Source organism: Actinopolymorpha sp. B9G3 (genome assembly GCF_040120725.1).
Taxonomy (GTDB): Bacteria; Actinomycetota; Actinomycetes; order Propionibacteriales; family Actinopolymorphaceae; genus Thermasporomyces.
This window is the reverse complement of record NZ_JBEEAB010000017.1, coordinates 105820-127659: the sequence shown is the minus strand read 5'-3', so window position 1 is coordinate 127659 and position 21840 is coordinate 105820. Positions and strand designations below refer to the sequence as shown.

Here is a 21840-nt window from a genome sequence, read left to right as displayed (position 1 = left end):
CTTTCGCATGGCCGCTGCGGTGCCTCACTTCGGCACACCTCGTTCCTCGGGGTTCCTGCGTGGGGGCTCCTCGCGCTCATGCTGTTCCCCTTTTCGCATGGCCGCTGCGGTGCCTCACTTCGGCACACCTCGTTCCTCGGCGTACCTACGTGGGGGCTCCTCGCGCTCATGCGACGACCTCCGTCTTCTGCGTGTCCTGCGATCCTGTGGCGTTCCCCGGAAGGGCGCTGTCAGCCTCGGAGACGGCTTCCCGGAAGAGCTCCGCCAGCGTGGGGGTCAGCCAGCGGAACTCCTGGACCGCACCAGCGGCACGGGCAGTGTCGAGCAGGAGTTGGTCGTCGGTTCCCTCGGCGAGCTCGACCACCGTCTCGGTGGCCGCCCTCTTTGTCGGTCCAACGGCAGGCCGCTCGGTGAGGACCTGGGCGCCCCGCACTGCCGCGCTCCACCCCGGCGGTGCGCCGACCACCACCCGGTAACGGCGTGGACGATCCTTGTTGCGAAGGTCCTCGACCGGGCCGGACGCGACGATCCGCCCCGCCTGGATGATCCCGACGGCATCGCACAACCGCTCCACGAGCTCCAGCTGGTGGCTGGAGAAGAGGACGCCGACACCTCGCCGGACCCGCTCGCTCAGAATGTGGGCGAGGGCATCGACTCCTACCGGGTCGAGGCCGGAGAACGGCTCGTCGAGCACGAGCAGCTCCGGATCGTGGACCAGCGCGGCGGCCAGCTGCACCCGCTGCTGGTTGCCGAGGGACAGTTGCTCCACGCGTTCGTTCGCTCGGTCGGCCAGGCCGAACTCGCCCAGCAGCGAGGCGACCGATGCGGCTGCCACCGTCGGCGGGGTCCCGCGCAACCGGGCCAGATAAATCAGTTGGTTCCGGATCCGCATCTTGGGGTAGAGGCCGCGTTCTTCGGGCATATACCCGAAACCCCGGCGGGCGTCGGCATCAGCCGATCGACCGTGCCAGTGGACGGCACCGGCGTCCTGGGCCAGGACACCCATGAGTATGCGCATCGTGGTCGTCTTGCCAGCGCCGTTCGTCCCGACGAACCCGAACATCTGGCCGGGCAAAACGGACAAGGAGAGGTTATCGACGGCGACGCGGTCGCCGTATCGCTTGGTTACGCCAAGTAGTTCGAGCACCAACCAAGGCTCTCAGGCGTACACCTTGCTCGATGTCATCCTCGGGGACGGTTTCCTATCGCTCCGGGGTAGGATCCGGGCGCCCCCATGAAAGAGGGGTGACAGTGACACAGGCGTAACGGGGATGTACGTCCGCAAGATCACGAGCGACACGCGGATCCAGTACGAGTGTGCCGGATCTGCATAGGGCAGAATCTGCGCCCGCGAATCGGGCACAAGTTCAGCCCGCCACGCGTTACGTGCTCGACAAGCGGTGATGGGCGCACCGCCAAGCGCGCCACCACCAGAGGGGGTCGAGCGCGACGTTTGCGCACAAGGATGTGCGTACCGCAACACCCGCTGAGCCAGGGGGAAGAGGGACGATGGCCACCGACTACGACGCGCCACGCAAGACAGACGAAGAGCTCTCCGAGGACAGCATCGAGGAGCTCAAGGCGCGGCGCATGGACAAGAACTCAGGGAAGGTCGACGTCGACGAGGCCGAAGTAGCCGAGACGTTCGAACTGCCCGGTGCGGACCTGTCCAACGAAGAACTATCCGTGCGGGTGCTGCCCCGCCAGTCAGACGAGTTCACCTGCTCGAACTGCTTCCTGGTCCACCACCGGAGCCAGCTCGCATTCGAGAAGAAGGGCCAACCGGTCTGCCGCGACTGTGCTGCCTAGCCCGGTCCGGGCCGCCTGCTGGTGGCCACGGACAAGGGTCTGGCCAGAGTCGCTCGCAGGAACGCGTCCGGCGCCGTGTTGACCGCTCGAGAAGTCGGTCGGCACGGCGCCGGACGCGTCACGTGTGACCCGCGCTGGCCCTATGAGCCGGAAACCGGATGCCCGCGTCACGCGGAGTCGTCGGGCCGCAGGCCGGGCGGCAGCTCACCGGTCCACTTGCGCCACATCCGGGCGGCCTGACGGCCGGCAAGGAGCCTGGCGACCGCGACCCCGACACCACTCGCCACCGCCCAGGTGACGGCTTCGCGCCAGGTGAGGTCCGGATCGTCCGGGTCGGCCGGCGGCTCATTGCCCGTGACCCAGCGCCAGCCGGTGTCGACCCCCTTCTTCGTCACCGCCACGGCGGCGAAGGTGCTCAGTCCGCGTACGACGGTCCATCCAAGCTTCGACCCAGCCACGTGAAACCTCCGTTCTTGTCCCGAGTCTTCCACGCGGTACCGGCCCGCGGGGTCAGTCTCGAGTCCTCGCAGCCGCCACCGCGTCATCGAGCGCGCGGGCGAGGGCTTCCGGGCGCCGGGTCGCGACGTACCAGTACGGCGTCGGATCGGCGGGGTCGGTGACCTCGACGCGGATCCCGCGGGGGAGGTAGGGCCGCAGGAACATCCGTGCGGTCGCGTCTGCCGCCGGCCCGCGGAGGGCACGCGCCTGCGCGGACGAGAGTGGAAGCGCCGAGCCCACCGCCGTGAGAGGGAGGCGGGCAGAGCCCACCCGGAGCGAGTGCTGGTCGACCCGGATCGCGAGCCGGCCGTAGACGAGGAGGCCGGCGGCGCACAGCAGCGTCGTGGCGAGTCCGGCGATGTGCCCACCGAGATGCGGCCACCCGTGCTGGGCCGCGAACCAGAAGGAGCCCGCCAGCCCGCCCACGACCAGCCACCACCAGACCGGGACCCACAGGCGCTCGGTGTAGCGGGTGGCGCCAGCCGTGGACTGGTGCCGGTCAGGGTCGGTCTCCGCCGGTGCGTTCACGACCGCCAAGCCTCCCATCCACCCGCTCGGTGCCACGGGTAGGGTCAGGCACCGTGACCCCCGAGAACGACGTACCGGTTCTCATCCGGCGTCTCGACCCAGACGTCACCATTCCCGCCTATGCTCATGCGGGTGACGCCGGTGCCGATCTTGTCACCACGGTTGGCCTCACCCTCCAGCCGGGGGAGCGTTCGGTCGTGCCCACCGGCATCGCCCTCGCACTGCCGGCCGGGTACGTCGCCTTCGTCCATCCGAGGTCCGGCCTCGCGGCACGATGCGGGATGTCGATCGTGAACGCGCCTGGCACCGTCGACGCCGGCTACCGGGGAGAACTCCGCGTCGTCCTGATCAACCTCGACCCGCACCAACCGATCGAGCTCCGTCGTGGTGACCGGATCGCCCAACTCGTCGTCCAGCGTGTCGAGCGGGCCCACTTCATCGAGGTCGACACCCTGCCCGAATCGTTGCGAGGTGACGGCGGCTATGGCTCGACCGGTGGCTTTACCGAGGCGGGCCAGACCCGTGGGGGAGGAACCTGACGTGGTCTTTCGCAAGGCGCAGCCTTCGCAGACGACCTCCGATCTCGACGCGCGGGACCGGAGGCGTCGCGGCCGAGGTCCCGACGACGCCATGGCTGACCAGGCGGCGTGGGATCCGGCAGATCCGTACGCCGGGGGTGCACCGACCGCCGCTTCCGGAGCCCCGGGCGTCCCCTCACGCCCAGGACCCTACGACTCCAGCGAGGTGGAGCACGGCTCCGATCCCGCGGCGGCCGGCCGGGACGACTTCGGCGCCCTGCAGATCCCCAGAATGGCCGGAGTCGAGGTCAAGGTGGGAATCAACCAGGCATCACAGGTGGATGCCGTGTTCCTCGTGCAGGGCGCATCAGCGCTCGAGCTACGCGCCTTCGCGGCGCCGAAGAGCCGCGGCCTCTGGGACGAGGACCGGCGCAGCGTCTCGGCCGACGTCACGCGAGCGGGCGGGGTCGTGACCGAGGGGGAGGGCCCGTTCGGACGCGAGCTCAAGGTGATCATGCCGGGTCGGACACCTGACGGTCAGCCGGTCAACAAGACCTTGCGGTTCGTCGGCGTCGACGGCCCACGCTGGGGCCTCCGCGGCACCCTGCACGGCCAGGCCGCCTCGGACCCGGCGGCTGCGGGCCCTCTGCTTTCCGCCATGTCCGCGATTGTCGTCGTGCGCGGCAAGAGTCCGATGGCGCCCGGCGAGATGATCCCGTTGCGCGACCCCCATGCGGCGCGACCTGCGTAGGCGGGCTCGGAACGGCTCCGCAGTCGTCCGGCGACTGGTCGACCGGTCGAAGCGGCACGGGCACGGGTAACCTGCGTCGCATGACCGAGGCCAGGAGGCGTGACCCCCATGAGTGAGGGTGGAAAGACCACGCGCACCGGCATGTGGCGCCGCGCCCTCTCCCGGCTCGCAAGCAGCCAGGACGCGCTGGAGGCGGCCGAGCTGCAGGACGACGTGTTCGAATCGGGTTATGAGCCGATCGGGAGCTGTGCTCACCGTGAACAGGTCCAACTCTGCGGCACTCTCCGCACGGTCACCCTCAGACCGCGAGGCGGCGTCCCGGCGCTGGAGGCCGAGCTGTACGACGGTTCCGGCTCCGTCACCCTGGTCTGGCTGGGCCGGCGCCGGATCGCCGGCATCGAACCTGGCCGCAGCCTGATCGCCAAGGGTCTGATCGCTTCCCGCGACGACGAGCGGATCATGTACAACCCACGTTATGAGCTTCGGCCCACAGATGACCCGGACCACTAAGGTGACCCGGACCACTAAGGAGCAGCGGTGACCGACCAACAGCCGGCCGAACAACAGCGCGTGGACGAGCCGGAACCTTCGGCGCAGGAGGGGTTCTCCCTCGTCCGGGCGTTCGGCGGCTGGGGAGGCATGCTCGACGCGGGTATACCCGGCGTGGCTTTCCTCATCGCCTACACGGTGTCTGGCCAGGATCTCCGGTTGGCGCTGATCATCGCGCTGTCGGTCGGTGCGGTGCTGGCCGTGATCCGGCTGGTACGTCGCGACCCGCTACAGAACATCATCGGCGGCTTCATCGGCGTCGCCATTGCCGCGCTGATCGCGAACGCCACCGGGAAGGCCGAGGACTTCTATCTCCCGGGTCTGTTCATCAACGCCGGCTACGCCGTCGCCTATCTTGTCGGAAACCTCCTTCGCTGGCCGCTGATCGGTCTGATCGTGGGCTTCGCCGCGGGCTGGGGAACCACCTGGCGGCAGGATCCCGTGCTGCTGAGCGCGTTCATGCGGGCAGGTTGGCTCTGGGTGGGTCTGTTCGCGGTCAAACTGGCGGTGCAGCTGCCGCTGTATCTCGCCGGCGAGGTCGTCGCACTCGGAATCGCCCGGGTGGCCCTCGGCTGGCCGTTGTGGCTGCTCGTCCTGTGGCTCAGCTACATCGTCATCAAGGGCTCGGTGCCGCGGGAGCACTGGGCGGCGGTGAAGCAGGCCGCCGACAAGATCGGGCAGGCCCGTGGCGGCTCCTGAGGTCGCGACGCCACACGTGACAAAGCCGCCCTACCTGTCTTCGGTCGGAGGCTGGGTCTCATGCGGTGACAGGAGTTCCTGAAGCTCCTTCTCCCGCTCGGGAATGGCGACGAACAGCAACTCGTCATGACCCTCGAGGGGGGTGTCGCCGGTCGGCACCAACACCCGCCCGGACCGGACAATCGTGACGAGCGTGGTGTCAGGCGGCCAGGAGACGTCCTGGACGCGGCGGCCGATCGTCGTGGAGTCCTCCGGGAGGGTGAGCTCGACGAGGTTGGCCTCACCCTGTCGGAAGGTGAAGAGGCGTACGAGGTCGCCGACACTCACGGCCTCCTCGACGAGTGCGGCCATGATCCGCGGCGTCGAGACGGCGACGTCCACACCCCAGGACTCGTTGAACATCCACTCGTTCTTGGGGTGGTTGACCCGGGCGACCACCCGCGGGACACCGAACTCGGTCTTGGCCAGCAGAGACACGACGAGGTTGACCTTGTCGTCTCCCGTCGCGGCGATGACGACGTCGCAGCGGTGCAGGGCGGCCTCGTCGAGCGTGGAGAGCTCACAGGCGTCGGCCAGGAGCCACTCTGCGTGCGGGACGACCTCGACCTTCATGGCGGCCGGGTCGCGGTCGATGAGGAGGACCTCGTGGTGGTTCTCGACCAGCTCACTCGCGATGGACTGGCCGACGTTGCCGGCACCGGCGATGACCACGCGCATCAGAGTTCCTCCGGACCCGAGGCGAAGGCGTTCTCCACCTTGTCGATCGTGCCCTCGCGCATGATGACGTGAACGAGGTCGCCGTCCTGTACGACCGTGTCGGGGCCGGGCAGGACGCCCTCGCCGAGCCTTGTCAGGAACGCCACGCGGGCCCCGGTGGTCCGCTCCAGATCGCTCACCCGGTGGCCCACCCAGGCCGCGTCGATGTGGATCTCGGCCAGGCGTACGGTCCCTGTGGGGTCGCGCCACTCCGGCTCGGAACCTTCCGGCAGCAGCCGGCGGATGATCTGGTGGGTCGTCCACGGAATCGTGGCGACCGTGGGAATGCCGAGGCGCTGGTAGACCTCAGCACGCCCAGGGTCGTAGATCCGGGCGACGACGTTCTCGACCCGGAAGATCTCGCGGGCGATCCGGGCGGACAGGACGTTGGAGTTGTCGCCGCTGGAGACCGCGGCGAAGGCTCCGGCCTGCTCGATACCGGCCTCGGCGAGGACGTCGCGGTCGAAGCCCATGCCGGTGACGGTCCGGCCGCCGAAGCTCGGGCCGAGCCGGCGGAATGCCTCCGTCGCCCGGTCGACCACGGCGACGCTGTGGCCACGGTCCTCGAGGCTGTGCGCGAGTGTGGAACCGACGCGTCCGCAGCCCATGATCACGATGTGCACGGTGTCCTTCTTCGCCCGATCGCTGGTCGGATCGTCCCTGACGCTACACCGCGTCACCCCGCCGGTGGCGGCCCGGGCATCGGACTCTGCCTGATCAACAGCGCGCCCCGGCGCGGAAACCCGTACGGTGCCCGTCGACAGGCCGTCCGTCGCTACCTCTAGCATCCTTGCCGTGGGAATAGGCGACCTCGGCAAGCGGCTGCTGATCGGGCGCAAGCTCCGCAGTACCCAGATCCACCAGACGCTTCTGCCGAAGCGCATCGCTCTCCCCGTCTTCGCCAGCGACGCACTGTCCTCCGTGGCGTACGCACCGGACGAGATCTTCATCATGTTGTCGTTCGCGGGCCTCTCCGCGTACGCCTTCTCCTGGAAGATCGGCATCGCGGTCGGGATCGTCATGCTCGCGGTGGTGGCGTCGTACCGGCAGAACGTGCAGGCGTATCAGTCCGGCGGCGGCGACTACGAGGTCTCGACGGTCAATCTGGGTCACGCGGCCGGGCTCACCGTCGCAAGTGCGCTGCTGGTCGACTACGTGCTCACCGTGGCGGTGTCGATCTCGTCGGCCGCGCAGTACGCCGCGACGGCGATCGAGTCGTGGCAGGGGCACCAGACGACGGTCGCGGTGATCGCCACGCTCTTTCTCATGGCGATGAACCTGCGCGGGATCCGAGAGTCCGGTACGGCGTTCGCGATCCCGACGTACCTCTTCATGGCGGCGATTCTCGGGATGTCGCTGTGGGGTCTCGTCCGCTACTTCCTCGGAACCCTGCCCGAAGCCGACTCCGCCGATCTCCAGATCGCTGCCGAACCGGAGTTCGCGCAGGGCTTCACGGGGCTCGCCGCCGCGTTCCTGCTCCTGCGGGCGTTCGCGTCCGGTTGCGCCGCGCTCACCGGGGTGGAGGCGATCAGCAACGGCGTTCCGGCGTTCCGCAGACCCAAGGGGCGCAACGCCGCGGCGACCCTGCTTCTGCTCGGCGTCATTGCCGTGGTGATGGGCCTGAGCGTCAACCTGCTGGGCAACGCCATGGGCGTGCGCATGGTCGAACGCCCAGCGACCCAGCTGCTCAACCCGGATGGCACTCCGGTGGGACCGGGCTATCACCAGGACCCGGTGATCAGCCAGCTCGCGGGAGGGATCTTCGACCACTTCCCGATCGGGTTCTACTTCGTCGCCGCGGCGACCGGCGTGATCCTGGTGCTGGCCGCCAACACGGCGTTCAACGGGTTCCCGGTCCTGGGGTCGATCCTGGCCCGCGACGGCTACCTGCCGCGGCAGCTGCACACCCGCGGCGACCGGCTGGCGTTCAGCAACGGGATCGTCCTGCTGGCGGGGTTCGCGATCGTGTTGATCGTCGCGTTCGACGCCGAGGTCACCTCGCTGATCCAGCTCTACATCGTCGGCGTGTTCGTGTCGTTCACGGTGAGCCAGACCGGCATGGTCCTGCACTGGACAGCGCTGCTACGGACGGAGCAGGATCCGGGCGCCATCCGGCGTATGCAACGCAGCCGGTTGATCAACGCCTTCGGGCTCAGCGTGACCGCTGTCGTGCTGGTCGTCGTCCTCGTCACGAAGTTCACCCAGGGAGCGTGGATCTCGATCCTCGCGATGGCGGTGCTCTTCGTTCTCATGCGCGGAATCCGGGCGCACTACGACCGGGTGGCCGAGGAGTTGACGGCGGCGCCGGAGGATGAGCTGACCCTGCCGTCCAAGGTGCACGCGGTCGTCCTGGTCTCGAAGCTGCACCGGCCGGCGTTGCGGGCGCTGGCGTTCGCGCGGGCGTCGCGTCCGGACGTGCTCGAGGCGTTGACCGTGGACGTCGATCCGGAGGAGACCCGCAAACTCGTCGACGAATGGGACCGTCGCGGCATCCCGGTGCCACTCAAGGTCCTCGCTTCGCCCTACCGCGAGATCACCCGGCCGATCCTGGACTACATCCGTCACATCCGGCGGGCGAGCCCGCGCGACGTGGTGACGGTGTACATCCCGGAGTACGTCGTCGGGCACTGGTGGGAGCACCTGCTCCACAACCAGAGCGCGCTGCGGTTGAAGACCCGCCTGCTCTTCACCACGGGCGTGATGGTGACCAGCGTGCCGTACCAGCTGCGTTCGTCGCAGATCGCCGAACGCCGGGCAGAGCGGCAGGTCAACGCTCCCGGTGGCGTACGACGCGGCGGACCCCGGCGGACCGGCGGCAAGCCGTCCGCACGGCGGTGACCAGACCGTGGCCCACCTCGGGCGCGTCGGCTACTTCTGGCGCTGGGTGGCTCGGTGACGGTGGTCGGCGACGCGGACCCGGTTGGCGCACCGGAGCGAACAGAATCGGCGCCGTCCTCCCCGTGACGTGTCGACGAACACGAGGCCGCACTCGTCCCGGTCGCAGCGTCCGAGCCGTTGACCTCCGGCGTCGCACAGTGCGTGCGCGAGTCCGGCTGCGGTCTGTGCCCGGACCCGCGTCACGACGTCGGGATCTTCGGGGAAGTAGTGCAGGTGCGGAAACCGGCCACCGTGCTGGCTCACGAACGGCCGGCTGGCTCCCTTCTCCAGCAGTGCGTTGATGGTGTCGACCTGATGGTCGAGGGATGTTTCTCCGTACGCCTGACGCAGTGAGTCGGCCCAGGTACGCAGTTGCGCGGCCTGAGTTGCGGAGAGCGTCCTGGTATGGACGTCATGGGCAGCCAGCAGTGCACGGAGGCCGTCCGGATCGTCGGCGCCGTGGGTGTGGCAGAAGTTGACCAGCGCGGTCGACAGTTGCGCCGCGGACCCGCCGTAATGGTTGAAGTGCACAAGCCCATGACAGCATGCTGGGGTGGTGCGACACAACAGCCCACATTCCGCATCCTGCCCGCCGGCGTCCCCGTCGCCCAGTCCGTCACCCAGTCCGTCGCCCAGTCCGTCACCCTGCGCGTCAGCGTGTCCGTCGTGCGGGTGGCGGTTGGCGGATCCCGGGGTGCGGCACCTGTCGTGGCACGCGACCTCCACCGGGTGGGTGGGGTACCTCCGCTGCGTGTGTGGTGACGTCGTGGTCATGGTGGCCGGAAGGGTCGCGGCGGCGGCCGGGCTCGCGGAGAGCGTGCCTCAAGCCCCGGGGGACTGATCGCCTAGACTCGGGCGGCGGATGAGGCCGGGCGGCCGGCGGGCGTCAAACCTCCTGATCGCGGCCGTCGCGCCAGCGTCCAGCCCCGCAGTGCCACCGATGAGAAAGGGACGCCAAGCGTGAGCCACCCCGGCCGAGGCCTGCTGCGTGTCGCGCGCGGCGGTCTCCTCGCCGTGTGCTGCGCCATGCTTGCCCTGGCGGGGCATGTCATCGGCGGTGGAGATGTCCCGAAGGCACACACCTGGGTCGCGGTGGCGGTGCTCACCGGCGCGGGGTTCAGCGTTCTGGCCGACCGACAGCGCTCCTTCGGCCAGGTACTCGCGGGGGCGGTGGCCGCGCAGGTGGGGTTCCACCTCGCGTTCTCGCTGACCGGCCCGGGTGCTGGCGATCACGCCCAGCCCGCCGCCGACGGGTCTCACGGCATGGGCCTGCCCACGGATCTCGCCATGGTCGGCGGCCACCTGCTGGCAGCCGCCGGCACCGCCGCGCTGGTGACCCACGGCGACACGGTGCTCTGGTCACTCGTCGAGCTTCTTGGGCTCGTACGCATGCCCCCGCTGGGCGCACCGCTCGTGGTCACCGTGCCGTGCTCACCGGCGCCCTCGCGGCCGGACCTTCCTCGGCCGGGCACCAGCCTGTCCGCCCGGGCGCATCCCAGGCGTGGGCCACCGCTTCGTACCCGCTGACGTTCCACGTCGAGCCGAGCCGCGGCGACGCGATGTTCGCCGCCAGCTTCTTATCGCCAGGCGTTGCTGACGCGCAGCCGACCTCACCGAGTCGACGGTCGGTGCGCCGCATGCGCCACGTCACCGAAGGGTTCTCATGTTTTCCCACCCAGTTCGCCGCGGCGCGGTCGTCGCGGCGGCGACCGCGAGTGCGCTTGCCCTGCTCACCGGGCCAGCGTTCGCCCACGTGACGGTCAATCCCCGGGAGGAGACGCAGGGCAACTACGCCAAGCTCGCCTTCCGTGTCCCCAACGAGTCCGACACCGCCGCCACCGTCAAGGTCAAGGTGTCCTTTCCATTGAAGACCCCGCTGGCCTCGGTCCGCGTGAAGCCGCACGACGGCTGGAAGGCACGGGTCACCAGGACCAAGCTGCCCGAGCCGGTCGAGTCGGGCGACTACACCCTCGAGGAGGCGGTCAGTGCGATCACCTGGACCGCCGAGAAGGGCGTCAGGATCGGCCCGGACGAGTTCGACGAGTTCGAGGTCTCGGTCGGTCCACTACCGGAAGAGGAGTCGCTGGCCTTCCCCGCCGTCCAGACCTACGACGACGGCGAGGTGGTCGAGTGGACCGAGCCGGTCCGTGAGGGCGCTGCCGAGCCTGAGCACCCGGCACCCGTTCTCACGCTCACGCCAGAAGAACGCGGCTCCGGCCACGGCACCGCACCCGCGGCCGACAAGGATGAGGCCGGCTCCGACGACCCGGCCGCGCCCGTCGAGGTGGCGGCGGTCGGGACGTCCGACCAGACCGCACGGCTGCTGGGTGGTACCGGGCTGGGTGTCGGCGTCCTCGGCCTCGCCGCTGCCCTGCTGCTCCTGCTCGCCGTACGCCGCAAGGACGCCGGGTGACGGTCGTCCCGAGGGGACGTGGTGGCTCGCACCCCAGGTGGGTGCGGGCCACCGCGACCCCCCTTGTCCGGGTCCTGACGCTCGCGGTCATCCTGGTGGGATGCACGCTCGCCCAGCTCGCCGGACCGGTACCGGCGTCTGCACACAACTCGTTGGTGTCGAGCACGCCCGCCGACGGTGCGAACCTGCGACGGGCCCCCACGGCGGTGACGCTGACGTTCGACCAGCCGGTCGGGCGCCGGTTCGGCGTGGTGGCGGTCACCGGACCCCGGGGAGAGAAGGTCCAGGCCGGTGCGCTCGAGGTCTCCGGAGCGAAGGCGACGCAAGCGCTGCGGACGCTGAGCCTGCCCGGCACCTACCAGGTCGCCTGGCGGGTCGTCTCCGTGGACGGGCATCCGATCACCGGCACCTTCCGGTTCCGCCTCCAGAAGCGGGCCGCGGGCCTCGCACCCTCGCCGACGGACTCGGCGGAGCCGTCGACGGCGACACCCTCGGCAACGGATCCGCCGACCGATTCCCTCACGGACCCGCCGACCGATACGCCGACGCCGTCCGGCACGGCCACGACGCCGGCGAGCGGAGGCGGCAGCCGCTGGCCGATCATCGTGGGTGGGCTGGCCCTCATTCCGTTGATCGCCGTCGGCGTGGTGCTCGCCGTGCGGCGCGGCCCCAAGTCGCCGGACTCCGGCGCCCACGGATGAGGAACCGCTGATGGCGACGGAACGCCGGAGTCCCGGTCTCGACCCGCGCGCCGCACCCTGGCTGGTCGCGGCGGCTGTCGTGCTGGGTGCGCTCGGTGTGCTCCTGGTCGCGCTGGGGGTGGGTGGGGGTGGACCGCGGCCGGCCGCGCCCGGTCTTCCCGACCCCGGTGCCCTCACCGGTTGGGGGATCCCGGTCGCCAAGCTGACGATGGACCTCGCCGCCGTCGGTGCGGTCGGGTCCCTGCTCCTCGGCGTCCTGGCACCGTCACGTGGCGACGATCTCGATCCCGTCGCCGCGCGTGCGGTCAGGTCCGCCGCCGGGTGGGCATGGGTCTGGGCCGTCGCGGCAGCCGGCACGCTGGCGTTGACGCTGTCGGACTTCCTCGGCGTACCCCCTGGACAGGTCGACTACCAGGGCACACTGCTGGGCTTCATCGCGGAGGTGTCCCAGGGACGTGCCCTGGGCGTGGTCGTCGTGCTCACCGTCGTTCTCGCCGGGGCGGCGCGCAGCGTCCGCACCCCGAACGGCGCGGCCCTCCTGCTGATCCTCGCGATCGCGGCAGCGCTTCCGCCGGTCCTGACAGGGCACTCGGCGGGGGCGGCGAACCATGACATCGCGACGTCGAGCCTGATCGTCCACGTCGTGGCGATCACGCTGTGGGTGGGTGGCCTGCTCGGTCTCGTGGTCTACGCGCGCTCGAGCCGAGCCGTCCTGCGTACCGCGGTGCCTCGCTTCAGCACGGTGGCGCTCTGGTGCTTCTGCGCCGCGGCAGCGTCGGGAGTCGTCAACGCCTGGGTGCGGATCGAGAGCGTCGAGCAGCTCGTCTCGACGTCCTACGGTCGGCTCGTCCTCGGCAAGGTCGTCGCACTGGTGGCACTGGGGGCGTTCGGCTGGTGGCATCGCCGCGCGATACTGCCCCGGTTGGAGCGCGAGGACTCGGGAGCGTTCCGCCGGTTCGCGGCGGGTGAGGTTGCCGTCATGGTGGCGACGGTGGCGCTGGCCGTGGCCCTGGCGCGAACTCCCACACCGGTCGGGGAGGAGCGCCAGGCGGCCACGACGGCCGGGGCACTCATCGGCTACGACGTGGCGCCGTTCTCGTTGTCGCGGGTGTTCTCCGAATGGCGGATCGACAGTCTCGTCCTCACGCTGGCGGCCATCGGACTCGTGTGTTACCTGCGAGGCGTACGACGGCTGCGGGCCAAGGACATCCGCTGGCCAGTCGGTCGCACGATCGCCTGGGTTTCGGGCATCGCCGTCGCGGTGGTCGTGCTCTGTGGCGGGATCGCGACGTACGCACCTGTGATGTTCAGCGTCCACATGGTCCAGCACATGACCCTGACGATGCTGGTGCCGATCCTGCTCGTCATGGGAGCGCCGGTGACCCTTGCCCTGCGGGCGTTGCCGGCGCACCATCGATCGATCGCCAAGGCAGACGGCGGGACCGAAGGACCGAGCGGCGGCGCCGGCGAGGAGGAGGCGGTGATCCATCGCGCTGGTACGGCAACGGATCGCGGACTCCGCGAGTGGCTCCTCGTCGTGCTCCACAGCCGCGTCGTGCGGGTGGTGACCTTCCCACCGGTCGCGCTGGGCCTCTACATCGTGAGCCTCTACGCCTTCTATCTCTCGCCGATGTTCGTGTGGGCGATGCGTTCGCACAGCGGGCACCTGGCGATGGCGGCTCACTTCCTACTCGTCGGTGGCCTCTTCTTCGCGACGGTGATCGGCCTCGATCCGTTGCCGCACAAGCTGCCGCCGCTTGGCCGGATGGTGATGCTGTTCGCGTCACTTCCGTTCCATGCGTTCTTCGGCGTGATCGTGATGACGAGCACCACCCTGATCGGCGCGGCGTGGTACTCCTCCCTCCGGTTGGGTTGGGTCGATCCGCTGGTCGACCAGAACGTCGGCGGAGGCATCGCGTGGGGCGCGGCCGAACTCCCGTCCCTGCTGGTGTTGGGCGTGATCTTCGCCCAGTGGATGCGGTCGGACACCCGCGAAGCGCGGCGCTTCGACCGTCGCGTGGACGCGGGGACAGACATCGAGTTGCCGGCGTACAACGCCTGGCTCGCCCAGCTCGCGGCGAGGGAACAACGGCGTACCAAACCGCACTGACCTTTCTCCTCGCCGGTCCGGGCATGCCGGCCCCGGTCGGGTGGCGCGGCGCCGGCGCCACCGTGTATCTTGACATCGAGATACCTGACCACCGCGAGCCGGTGAGTTAGGGCACCCTGACCAGTTCTGTCCGTGTTCGCGTAGGCAGGATGGCGACGAGGTACGCCCGCAGCAGCCGACGACGAGGGAGTACGCACAATGGCGAGCAACGACAACGGCGGCGGCCAGGGCCGGTTGGACAGCTTCGGCGCCCGGGGCCAGCTCGACGTCGGCGGCACGGCGTACGAGATCCACCGCCTCGCCGCCGTCGACGGCGCCGACCGTCTGCCGTACAGCCTGAAGATCCTGCTCGAGAATCTCCTGCGGACCGAGGACGGCGCCAACGTCACCGCCGACGACATCCGTGCCCTCGCCGGCTGGGAAGCCGAAGCCGAACCCAGCAAAGAGATCCAGTTCACCCCGGCGCGGGTGATCATGCAGGACTTCACCGGCGTACCGGCTGTCGTCGACCTCGCCACCATGCGCGAGGCCGTGCGCGACCTCGGCGGCGACCCGGCGTCGATCAACCCGCTCTCACCTGCGGAGCTGGTGATCGACCACTCCGTCATCGCCGACGTCTTCGGTGCGCCGGACTCGTTCGCGCGCAACGTCGAGATCGAGTACGAACGCAACGTCGAGCGGTACCAGTTCCTGCGCTGGGGTCAGGGTGCCTTCGACGACTTCCGCGTCGTGCCGCCCGGCACCGGCATCGTCCACCAGGTCAACATCGAGCACCTCGCCCGCGTGGTGTTCGAGCGCGCCGTCGACGGCGTGACCCAGGCCTATCCCGACACCTGCGTCGGCACCGACTCGCACACCACCATGGTCAACGGTCTCGGCGTCGTCGGATGGGGCGTCGGCGGCATCGAGGCCGAGGCCGCCATGCTCGGCCAGCCGATCAGCATGCTCATCCCGCGCGTCGTCGGTTTCAAGCTCGCAGGCGAGCTGCCCGCCGGCGCGACGGCGACCGACCTCGTGCTCACCATCACCGAGATGCTGCGCAAGCACGGGGTGGTGGGGAAGTTCGTCGAGTTCTACGGCCCGGGTGTCGGCGCGGTGCCGCTCGCCAACCGCGCCACGATCGGCAACATGTCGCCGGAGTACGGCTCGACGATCGCGGTCTTCCCGATCGATGACGAGACCGTGCGCTACCTGCGGTTGACGGGGCGTTCCGCGGAGCAGGTCGCTCTGGTGGAGGCGTACGCCAAGGAGCAGGGCCTCTGGCACGATCCGTCGCGAGAGCCGGACTTCTCCGAGTACCTCGAGCTCGACCTGGCGAGCGTCGTCCCCTCCATCGCCGGCCCGAAGCGACCGCAGGACCGGGTGAGCGTGAGTGTGGCGAAGCAGGCATTCCGCACGGTGTTGGGCGATTACGTCGGCGACGCCCAGCCGGTCGAGGAGAGGGGCTACGACGAAGCTGACGCGGAGTCGTTCCCCGCCAGCGACTCGCCCTCCTACACCGGCAGCAACGGCGCTGACGCCCCGCGCACCTTCGAGTCCGCCGCCGCGTCCGGCAACGGTCGCCCGAGTTCGCCGACCCGAATCACGCTCGCCGACGGCACCGAGTGCGAGGTCGACCACGGCGCCGTCGTGATCGCGGCGATCACGTCCTGCACCAACACCTCCAACCCGTCGGTGATGGTGGGTGCGGCGCTGCTCGCGAAGAAGGCCGTGGAAAAGGGGCTGACCAGCAAGCCGTGGGTCAAGACCACGTTGGCGCCGGGGTCGAAGGTGGTGATGGACTACTACGAGCGCGCGGGTCTGACTCCCTTCCTCGACGAGCTCGGGTTCAACCTCGTCGGCTACGGCTGCACCACCTGCATCGGCAACTCCGGACCGCTCATCCCCGCAGTGAGCCAGGCGGTCAACGACGCCGACCTCGCCGTCGTGTCGGTGTTGTCCGGCAACCGGAACTTCGAGGGCCGGATCAACCCCGACATCAAGATGAACTACCTCGCCTCGCCACCACTCGTCGTGGCGTACGCACTCGCCGGCAGCATGGACGTCGACCTCGTGAACGATCCGTTGGGCCAGGACTCGGAGGGCAACGACGTCTTCCTCGCCGACATCTGGCCGTCGGAGAAGGAGATCGAGGACGTCGTGGCGGGCGCGCTCGCTGCCGAGATGTTCACCCGCGACTATGCCGACGTCTTCGCCGGTGACGAGCGCTGGCAGACCCTTCCCACGCCGCAAGGCGATCTCTTCGCGTGGGACGCCGACTCGACCTACGTCCGCAAACCCCCTTATTTCGAAGGGATGCCGGCGTCGCCCGCGCCAGTGTCGGACATCACCGGCGCACGTGTGCTGGCGAAGCTCGGCGACTCGGTGACGACGGACCACATCTCCCCGGCCGGCTCGATCAAGCGGGACAGCCCGGCCGGTGCGTACCTGCTGGAGCACGGTGTCGAACCGCGGTCGTTCAACTCGTACGGCTCGCGACGCGGCAACCACGAGGTGATGATCCGCGGGACGTTCGCCAACATCCGCCTGCGCAACCAGCTCGCGCCCGGCACGGAAGGCGGCCTCACCCGCGACTTCACCGCCGGTGGCGAGGTGGCGACGATCTACGACGCCTCGATCCACTACCAGGCCGCCGGAACCCCGCTGGTCGTCCTTGCCGGCAAGGAGTACGGCTCGGGCTCGTCCCGCGACTGGGCGGCCAAGGGCACCGCGTTGCTCGGTGTCAAGGCGGTGTTGGCGGAGTCGTACGAACGCATCCACCGGTCCAACCTCATCGGCATGGGCGTACTGCCGTTGCAGTACGCGCCGGGGGAGTCGGCGGAGTCGCTCGGACTCACCGGCGAGGAGACCTTCGACATCGTGGGGATCGAGGAGCTGAACTCCGCCAGGACCCCGCGGGAGGTGACGGTGCGCGCGGACGGTAAGGAGTTCCGCGCCGTCGTCCGCATCGACACTCCTGGCGAGGCCGACTACTTCCGCCACGGCGGGATCATGCAGTACGTCCTGCGTTCCCTGCTGTCACGTTGAGCGGCCTGCGTCCGGCTGCCCTGCGGGCCCTACCGCTCGGTCAGCTCCGGCCCGCGGGCTGGCTCGCCCGCCAGCTCCAGACCCAGGCCGACGGCATGGCCGGCCACCTCGACGAGATCTGGCCCGACGTCGGCGACAGCGCCTGGATCGGCGGATCCGCCGACGGGTGGGAACGTGGCCCGTACTGGCTGGACGGCGTGACGCCGCTCGCGTTCCTGTTCGACGACGTGACGCTCCGCGCGAAGGTCGACCGCTGGGTGGCGGCGATCCTCGACCGCCAGACCGACGACGGCTGGCTCAGCCAGTGCGGCGATGGCCAGGCCGGCACGGACGCCGATCCTCGCGCCGCCGGAGACGCGTGGCCGCGGATGGTGGTGCTCAAGGCGCTGCTGCAGTACCACGCGGCGACCGGTGACGAGCGGATCGTCAAGGCGGCCCTGCGGTTCGCGCGCTCGCTCCCGCCACGGCTCGACCGGACTCCGTTGCACGACTGGGGTCGCAGCCGGTGGGCTGACCTCGTGCTGTCCCTGCACAGGCTGTACGACCTGACCGGCGAGTCGTTCCTGCTCGACCTCGCCAAGACCGTGCATCGGCAGGGGTACGACTGGACCGCGTTCGCGGAATCGCTTCCTTACCGCGACAAGGTGCCGCAGGCGACCCTCGACGACTTCCGGCGGCGAGCCGGCGGCGTCTGGATGAACGACGACATGATGGCGACCCACGGCGTCAATGTCGCCATGGGGATGAAGGCGCCCGCCGTCTGGTCGCGCCAGAGCGAGGATCCCGCACCGCCCGAGCTTCTCGGCAGTCTGCTCGCCCAGCTGGACCAGCACCACGGGCAGGCATCCGGGCTGTTCAGTGCCGACGAACACCTGGCCGGCCGGCACCCCTCCCAGGGAACGGAGACCTGTGCGGTCGTCGAGCAGATGTTCTCCCTGGAGACCGCCGTCGAGGTCTGGGGTGCGGCGGAGGCACTCGTCGACCGGCTGGAACGCCTTGCCTACAACGCCCTTCCGGCATGTGCGACGGTCGACGACCGTGGGCACCAGTACGTCCAGCAGGCGAACCAGGTCGTGTCTCACGTGACGCAGGACCGCATTTACACCAACAACGGACCGGACGCGAACGTCTTCGGGCTCGAGCCGCACTTTGGTTGCTGTACCGCCAACCGCCACCAGGGTTGGCCGAAGTTCGCTGCCCGCCTTTGGATGGCCACCCCCGACGACGGGCTGCTCGCCCTGTCGTACGCACCATGCGTGCTCGAGACGAGCGTTCATGAAACGCCCGTGCGGGTGGAGGTGCGCGGAAGCTATCCGTTCGACGACACGGTCACTGTCGTGGTTCGGGTTGAGCAGCCGGGTGCGTTCCCGCTGTCGCTGCGCGTGCCGGGCTGGGCCGTGGACCCGCGCCTGTCAGTCGGGGACGCCCCGCCTGTCGCACTCGATCCCGGCAGCGTCCACCGGATGCACCGGGAGTGGGTGGGCGAGCAGGTCCTCACGCTCCGCCTGCCCGCCCGGATGCGGGCCGAACAGCGCCCGAACAACGCGGTGACAATGTGGCGCGGTCCGCTCGCCTTCGCCCTCGCGGTAGGGGAGTCGTGGCAACGCAAGGGCGGCCATGAGTCGTACCCCGACTGGGAGGTACACCCGACGACACCGTGGAACTACGCCGTCGAGCTCGATCCGGCCGATCCAGAGAAGTCCTTGACCGTACGCCGGCAGGCAGGCGTAGGCCCGCCTTTCTCACCGGAAGGCGTGCGGCTCGCGGTGCACGCCACAGGTCGGCGACTTGCGAACTGGAGGGTCGAGCACGGAGCCGCCGGCAGTCCACCACCGAGTCCTGTCGACACCAAGTCAGGGGCGGAGCAGGTCGTCCTCGTTCCATATGGTGCCGCCCGCCTCCGCGTGACCGAACTCCCGTGGATACCGCCACGCTGAAATCCGGACGGCAGAGGACTCTGCGCGCGACTCCACGTAGGTTCCTCCTGCGTCCTGCGGTAGCGCGTTCCAGGCCGCTGCCGGTCACGGCCCGTCGTCGACCGACAGCTGGCGGGTCAACGGTGGCGTCTCGAACTCGTCCTCCTCATCCAGGTCCTCATCACCTCGTCCGCGCAGCGCGGCGGCGCCGATGAGGATCAGGATGACCGCCCCGAGATTGATCCAGGCGCCCGGCTGGATGTCTGCGATGGAGAGTTCGCCGGGTGCGACTTCGAGGACGACGGTCGTGACCCAGAGGCCCAGCGTGGCGAGGGCGAGCAGGAACGTCACCCACAGCAGAGCGCGGGACAGGAACAGAGTCGCAAGGACGCCGATGGCGCCGACCACCACCAGCGGGGTAGCCATGGACTGGTAGTAGGACGCCGCGGTCGCCGCCGGATCTGGTTGGAGCAGAAGCTGCTGCACTGGTATCTGGTCCGGGGAACGACCGTCCAACCAGTCGAAGTAGGCACTCGCGGCGACGGCGAGGGCACCGATGGTTGCGAGGACGGCTGCCCGTGGGCGGATGTCTGTCATGATCGGACCTCCTGAACCGATGACGACTGGCCCCGTGGCGGTAGACCCTCGCACCCTAGGCCCCCCCGGGCGTACGACGTCCACCTTGTGAACATGCCGCCGGCTAGTATGCCGGTCCCGCCATCGGGAGGGAACAGTGCGGCACAGCGGATCCGATCTTCGACGCCGCTGCGGCTGGCCGCTACCTCCAGGTTGTACGCCTCACAACGCCGCACGCACCCGCGCGGCATAGTCGGCCGCCTCGGCGTCGTCGGCGTACTTCCGGCGCGGCCACAGGAAGCCACGCAGCCCGTCGCCTCTGGTCCGGGGAATCACATGGGCGTGCAGGTGCGGGACGCTCTGGCTGACCCTGTTGTTGACCGCGACGAACGATCCCTGTGAGCCGAGGCCGTTCTCCATCGCTGCCGCAAGCCGTTGCACAGCACGGAAGAACGGGTCGCGCAACGCGTCGGGCAGATCGAGCAGCGTGTCCACGTGGTCGCGGGGGATCAGCAGGACGTGTCCCTTGAACACCGGCCGGACGTCGAGGAACGCGAGGAGTTCCGGTTCGTCGAGCACCCGGTGCGCGGGGGCTCCCTCGGCGATCGCGCAGAACGCACAGCCGTCCATGAGTCCAGAGCGTACGGACTCGCGCAGCCCCACGGTCCGCAGCCAGATCCGGGCCTCCGTTCGGTCACTCTTCGTCATGGAGTAACCGCGGAGAAAGATGCTGAACATCTGCGGGCCGCTGAACACGGCACCGTGGGTGTCGTTCCAGGGCTTGACGATCAGGTTGCGCACGGGTTGTCTTTGGCGCGTGACGCTACGGCCGGGTTCCCAGGCGTCGCTTCGGGCGGCGAACATCCGCCGGGTGCTGGCAACGGTCCGGGCACACGGCGTACTCAGCCAAGCCGAGATCGCCCGCCTCACCGGACTGTCACCGGCGTCGGTCTCCAACATCGTCCACCAGCTCGGTGACGCCGGAACCGTCGAGGTCTCCCCGGGTATCCGCGGGGGCCGGCGGGCGCAGGAGGTCCGGATCCGCTGCGAGGAGGGCCTCGTCGTCGGCCTCGACTTCGGACACCGGCACATCCGCGTGGCCGTCGCCGACCTGCGGTTCGCGATCCGGTCCGGCCGCCGCCACTCCTGCGACGTCGGGGCCTCGGCGGCCGTGGCATTCGCCGCCGCCGAGAAGCTCCTGGTCGAGCTGCTCGACGACATCGGCGAGGACCGGACGAAGATCAGGGCCGCGGGAGTGGGGCTGCCGGCCCCGTTGCCACCCGGCGGCGGAACCCTCGGCTCGTGGCCGATCCTGCCCGGCTGGGAGGCCGTCGATCCGGTGCGCGATCTCGCGCAGCGCCTCGACGTACCCGTCTTCGCCGACAACGACGCCAACCTGGGTGCCCGTGGTGAGCTGTACTTCGGCGCCGGGCGAGGGGTCGCCAATCTTGCGTACGTCAAGGCAGCGACGGGACTCGGCGCGGGTCTGGTCGTCGACGGGTACGTCTACCACGGGTTCGGCGGCTCGGCCGGGGAGATCGGCCACCTGACAATCGACGAGACCGGTCCGGTGTGTTCGTGCGGCAACCGGGGGTGTCTCGAGACGCTGGTCGGCGCGCCGTACCTCCTCGAGCTCATCCGGCACAGCCATCCCGACCTGCACACGATCGAGGACCTCGTGGCCAGGGCTGTCGAGGGCGACGGCGGCTGCCGGCGGGTCATCGCCGACGCGGCCCGGCACATCGGCTTCGTCGCGGCCAACCTGTGCAATGTGGTCAACCCCGAACGGGTCGTGGTCGGCGGTGACCTGGCCGCGGCCGGCGACGTCTTCCTCGACCCGCTCCGGGCCGCGATGCCCCGCTACGCCGTGTGCTCGGTGGCGTCGACGCCGGTGGTGGCCGCCGAGACGGGAGCGCGCGCCGAAGTCCTCGGGGCGCTCGTCCTGGCCGTCGAGCAGTTGGAGATCCGGCAGGGCCGGCCGGCCGAGATCCTCACTCCGGCGATGCCCGGTGACGGTAACGAACTGGAGCGCCCGCAACTCGTTTGAGTCGGCCGGAGCCGGTGATGGTCACCAACGTGGCCAACCCCACACCTGGCCACGGCGTCCCAGGA

At 69.6% G+C, this 21840-nt stretch carries 21 protein-coding genes; 13 read left to right on the top strand and 8 right to left on the bottom strand.

Annotated features, from left to right (window positions below; all coding sequences use genetic code 11):
- Positions 1 to 166: 166 nt before the first annotated feature.
- Positions 167 to 1147: an ABC transporter ATP-binding protein gene (locus ABNF93_RS25660; protein ID WP_349330738.1), complete on the bottom strand. Its 981-nt coding sequence runs from the start codon at positions 1145 to 1147 to the stop codon at positions 167 to 169.
- A 362-nt stretch (positions 1148 to 1509) separates the two neighbouring features.
- Here ABNF93_RS25660 and ABNF93_RS25655 point away from each other — a divergent pair, with 362 nt between their 5' ends.
- A complete protein-coding gene (locus ABNF93_RS25655; RefSeq protein ID WP_349330737.1) occupies positions 1510 to 1809 on the top strand; it encodes a DUF4193 domain-containing protein in 300 nt (99 codons plus the stop codon).
- 167 nt (positions 1810 to 1976) lie between these two features.
- Here ABNF93_RS25655 and ABNF93_RS25650 read toward each other — a convergent pair whose 3' ends face one another.
- Positions 1977 to 2267, bottom strand: a complete 291-nt coding sequence (locus tag ABNF93_RS25650; RefSeq protein ID WP_349330736.1) for a DUF4235 domain-containing protein — start codon at positions 2265 to 2267, stop codon at positions 1977 to 1979.
- A gap of 52 nt (positions 2268 to 2319) precedes the next feature.
- On the bottom strand, positions 2320 to 2835 hold the full coding sequence (locus ABNF93_RS25645) for a DUF3093 domain-containing protein (RefSeq protein ID WP_349330735.1): 516 nt from the start codon (positions 2833 to 2835) through the stop codon (positions 2320 to 2322).
- Between the two features lie 53 nt (positions 2836 to 2888).
- Here ABNF93_RS25645 and dut point away from each other — a divergent pair, with 53 nt between their 5' ends.
- From dut to ABNF93_RS25625, 4 genes are all read left to right on the top strand, one after another.
- Positions 2889 to 3374 carry a dUTP diphosphatase gene (gene dut / locus ABNF93_RS25640; protein ID WP_349330734.1) on the top strand — a complete coding sequence of 162 codons (486 nt, stop codon included), beginning with the start codon at positions 2889 to 2891 and terminating at the stop codon, positions 3372 to 3374.
- Between the two features lies 1 nt (position 3375).
- Positions 3376 to 4104, top strand: a complete 729-nt coding sequence (locus tag ABNF93_RS25635) for a DUF3710 domain-containing protein (protein ID WP_349330733.1) — start codon at positions 3376 to 3378, stop codon at positions 4102 to 4104.
- Positions 4105 to 4212: 108 nt separating this feature from the next.
- Complete coding sequence (locus ABNF93_RS25630) at positions 4213 to 4614, top strand: OB-fold nucleic acid binding domain-containing protein (protein ID WP_349330732.1); 402 nt, start codon at positions 4213 to 4215, stop codon at positions 4612 to 4614.
- A gap of 27 nt (positions 4615 to 4641) precedes the next feature.
- Positions 4642 to 5352, top strand: a complete 711-nt coding sequence (locus ABNF93_RS25625; protein ID WP_349330731.1) for a DUF3159 domain-containing protein — start codon at positions 4642 to 4644, stop codon at positions 5350 to 5352.
- A gap of 30 nt (positions 5353 to 5382) precedes the next feature.
- On the opposite strand, the gene ABNF93_RS25620 is transcribed toward ABNF93_RS25625, so the two are convergent.
- Positions 5383 to 6069, bottom strand: coding sequence for a potassium channel family protein (locus ABNF93_RS25620; protein WP_349330730.1), 687 nt, complete (start codon positions 6067 to 6069; stop codon positions 5383 to 5385).
- A complete protein-coding gene (locus ABNF93_RS25615; RefSeq protein WP_349330729.1) occupies positions 6069 to 6731 on the bottom strand; it encodes a potassium channel family protein in 663 nt (220 codons plus the stop codon). Before ABNF93_RS25615 ends, ABNF93_RS25620 begins: the two co-directional genes overlap by 1 nt.
- 172 nt (positions 6732 to 6903) lie before the next feature.
- Between ABNF93_RS25615 and ABNF93_RS25610 the strand changes: the two genes are divergently transcribed.
- Positions 6904 to 8946, top strand: coding sequence for an APC family permease (locus ABNF93_RS25610; RefSeq protein WP_349330728.1), 2043 nt, complete (start codon positions 6904 to 6906; stop codon positions 8944 to 8946).
- A 30-nt stretch (positions 8947 to 8976) separates the two neighbouring features.
- Here the strand turns inward: ABNF93_RS25610 and ABNF93_RS25605 are convergent, their stop codons facing one another.
- On the bottom strand, positions 8977 to 9759 hold the full coding sequence (locus ABNF93_RS25605) for a CGNR zinc finger domain-containing protein (RefSeq protein WP_349330727.1): 783 nt from the start codon (positions 9757 to 9759) through the stop codon (positions 8977 to 8979).
- A gap of 186 nt (positions 9760 to 9945) precedes the next feature.
- On the opposite strand from ABNF93_RS25605, the gene ABNF93_RS25600 reads away from it, so the two are divergent.
- The 6 genes from ABNF93_RS25600 (at position 9946) to ABNF93_RS25575 (ending at position 19173) form a co-directional block, all read left to right on the top strand.
- Complete coding sequence (locus tag ABNF93_RS25600) at positions 9946 to 10512, top strand: hypothetical protein (protein WP_349330726.1); 567 nt, start codon at positions 9946 to 9948, stop codon at positions 10510 to 10512.
- A 136-nt stretch (positions 10513 to 10648) separates the two neighbouring features.
- Positions 10649 to 11398, top strand: coding sequence for a YcnI family copper-binding membrane protein (locus ABNF93_RS25595; RefSeq protein WP_349330725.1), 750 nt, complete (start codon positions 10649 to 10651; stop codon positions 11396 to 11398).
- Complete coding sequence (locus ABNF93_RS25590) at positions 11395 to 12099, top strand: copper resistance CopC family protein (protein WP_349330724.1); 705 nt, start codon at positions 11395 to 11397, stop codon at positions 12097 to 12099. Before ABNF93_RS25595 ends, ABNF93_RS25590 begins: the two co-directional genes overlap by 4 nt.
- A 10-nt stretch (positions 12100 to 12109) precedes the next feature.
- Positions 12110 to 14209, top strand: coding sequence for a bifunctional copper resistance protein CopD/cytochrome c oxidase assembly protein (locus tag ABNF93_RS25585; RefSeq protein ID WP_349330723.1), 2100 nt, complete (start codon positions 12110 to 12112; stop codon positions 14207 to 14209).
- Between the two features lie 198 nt (positions 14210 to 14407).
- The gene (locus tag ABNF93_RS25580) at positions 14408 to 17236 is read left to right on the top strand and encodes an aconitate hydratase (protein WP_349330722.1); all 2829 of its coding nucleotides are present in this window, start codon (positions 14408 to 14410) and stop codon (positions 17234 to 17236) included.
- Positions 17233 to 19173 carry a beta-L-arabinofuranosidase domain-containing protein gene (locus ABNF93_RS25575; protein ID WP_349330721.1) on the top strand — a complete coding sequence of 647 codons (1941 nt, stop codon included), beginning with the start codon at positions 17233 to 17235 and terminating at the stop codon, positions 19171 to 19173. Before ABNF93_RS25580 ends, ABNF93_RS25575 begins: the two co-directional genes overlap by 4 nt.
- Positions 19174 to 19257: 84 nt before the next feature.
- Here ABNF93_RS25575 and ABNF93_RS25570 read toward each other — a convergent pair whose 3' ends face one another.
- A complete protein-coding gene (locus ABNF93_RS25570; protein ID WP_349330720.1) occupies positions 19258 to 19749 on the bottom strand; it encodes a hypothetical protein in 492 nt (163 codons plus the stop codon).
- A gap of 201 nt (positions 19750 to 19950) precedes the next feature.
- Complete coding sequence (locus ABNF93_RS25565) at positions 19951 to 20529, bottom strand: HIT family protein (protein ID WP_349330719.1); 579 nt, start codon at positions 20527 to 20529, stop codon at positions 19951 to 19953.
- 16 nt (positions 20530 to 20545) lie between these two features.
- On the opposite strand from ABNF93_RS25565, the gene ABNF93_RS25560 reads away from it, so the two are divergent.
- A complete protein-coding gene (locus tag ABNF93_RS25560; RefSeq protein ID WP_349330718.1) occupies positions 20546 to 21775 on the top strand; it encodes an ROK family transcriptional regulator in 1230 nt (409 codons plus the stop codon).
- Positions 21776 to 21840: the final 65 nt, after the last annotated feature.

Coding starts and splice junctions, on each gene's coding strand:
- ABNF93_RS25620 (WP_349330730.1), bottom strand. CDS start 6,069: ATGCGCGTGGTCATCGCCGGTGCCGGCAACGTCGGCCAGTCCATCGCG.
- ABNF93_RS25570 (WP_349330720.1), bottom strand. CDS start 19,749: ATGACAGACATCCGCCCACGGGCAGCCGTCCTCGCAACCATCGGTGCC.
- ABNF93_RS25580 (WP_349330722.1), top strand. CDS start 14,408: ATGGCGAGCAACGACAACGGCGGCGGCCAGGGCCGGTTGGACAGCTTC.
- ABNF93_RS25655 (WP_349330737.1), top strand. CDS start 1,510: ATGGCCACCGACTACGACGCGCCACGCAAGACAGACGAAGAGCTCTCC.
- ABNF93_RS25595 (WP_349330725.1), top strand. CDS start 10,649: ATGTTTTCCCACCCAGTTCGCCGCGGCGCGGTCGTCGCGGCGGCGACC.
- ABNF93_RS25605 (WP_349330727.1), bottom strand. CDS start 9,759: ATGACCACGACGTCACCACACACGCAGCGGAGGTACCCCACCCACCCG.
- ABNF93_RS25585 (WP_349330723.1), top strand. CDS start 12,110: ATGGCGACGGAACGCCGGAGTCCCGGTCTCGACCCGCGCGCCGCACCC.
- ABNF93_RS25630 (WP_349330732.1), top strand. CDS start 4,213: ATGAGTGAGGGTGGAAAGACCACGCGCACCGGCATGTGGCGCCGCGCC.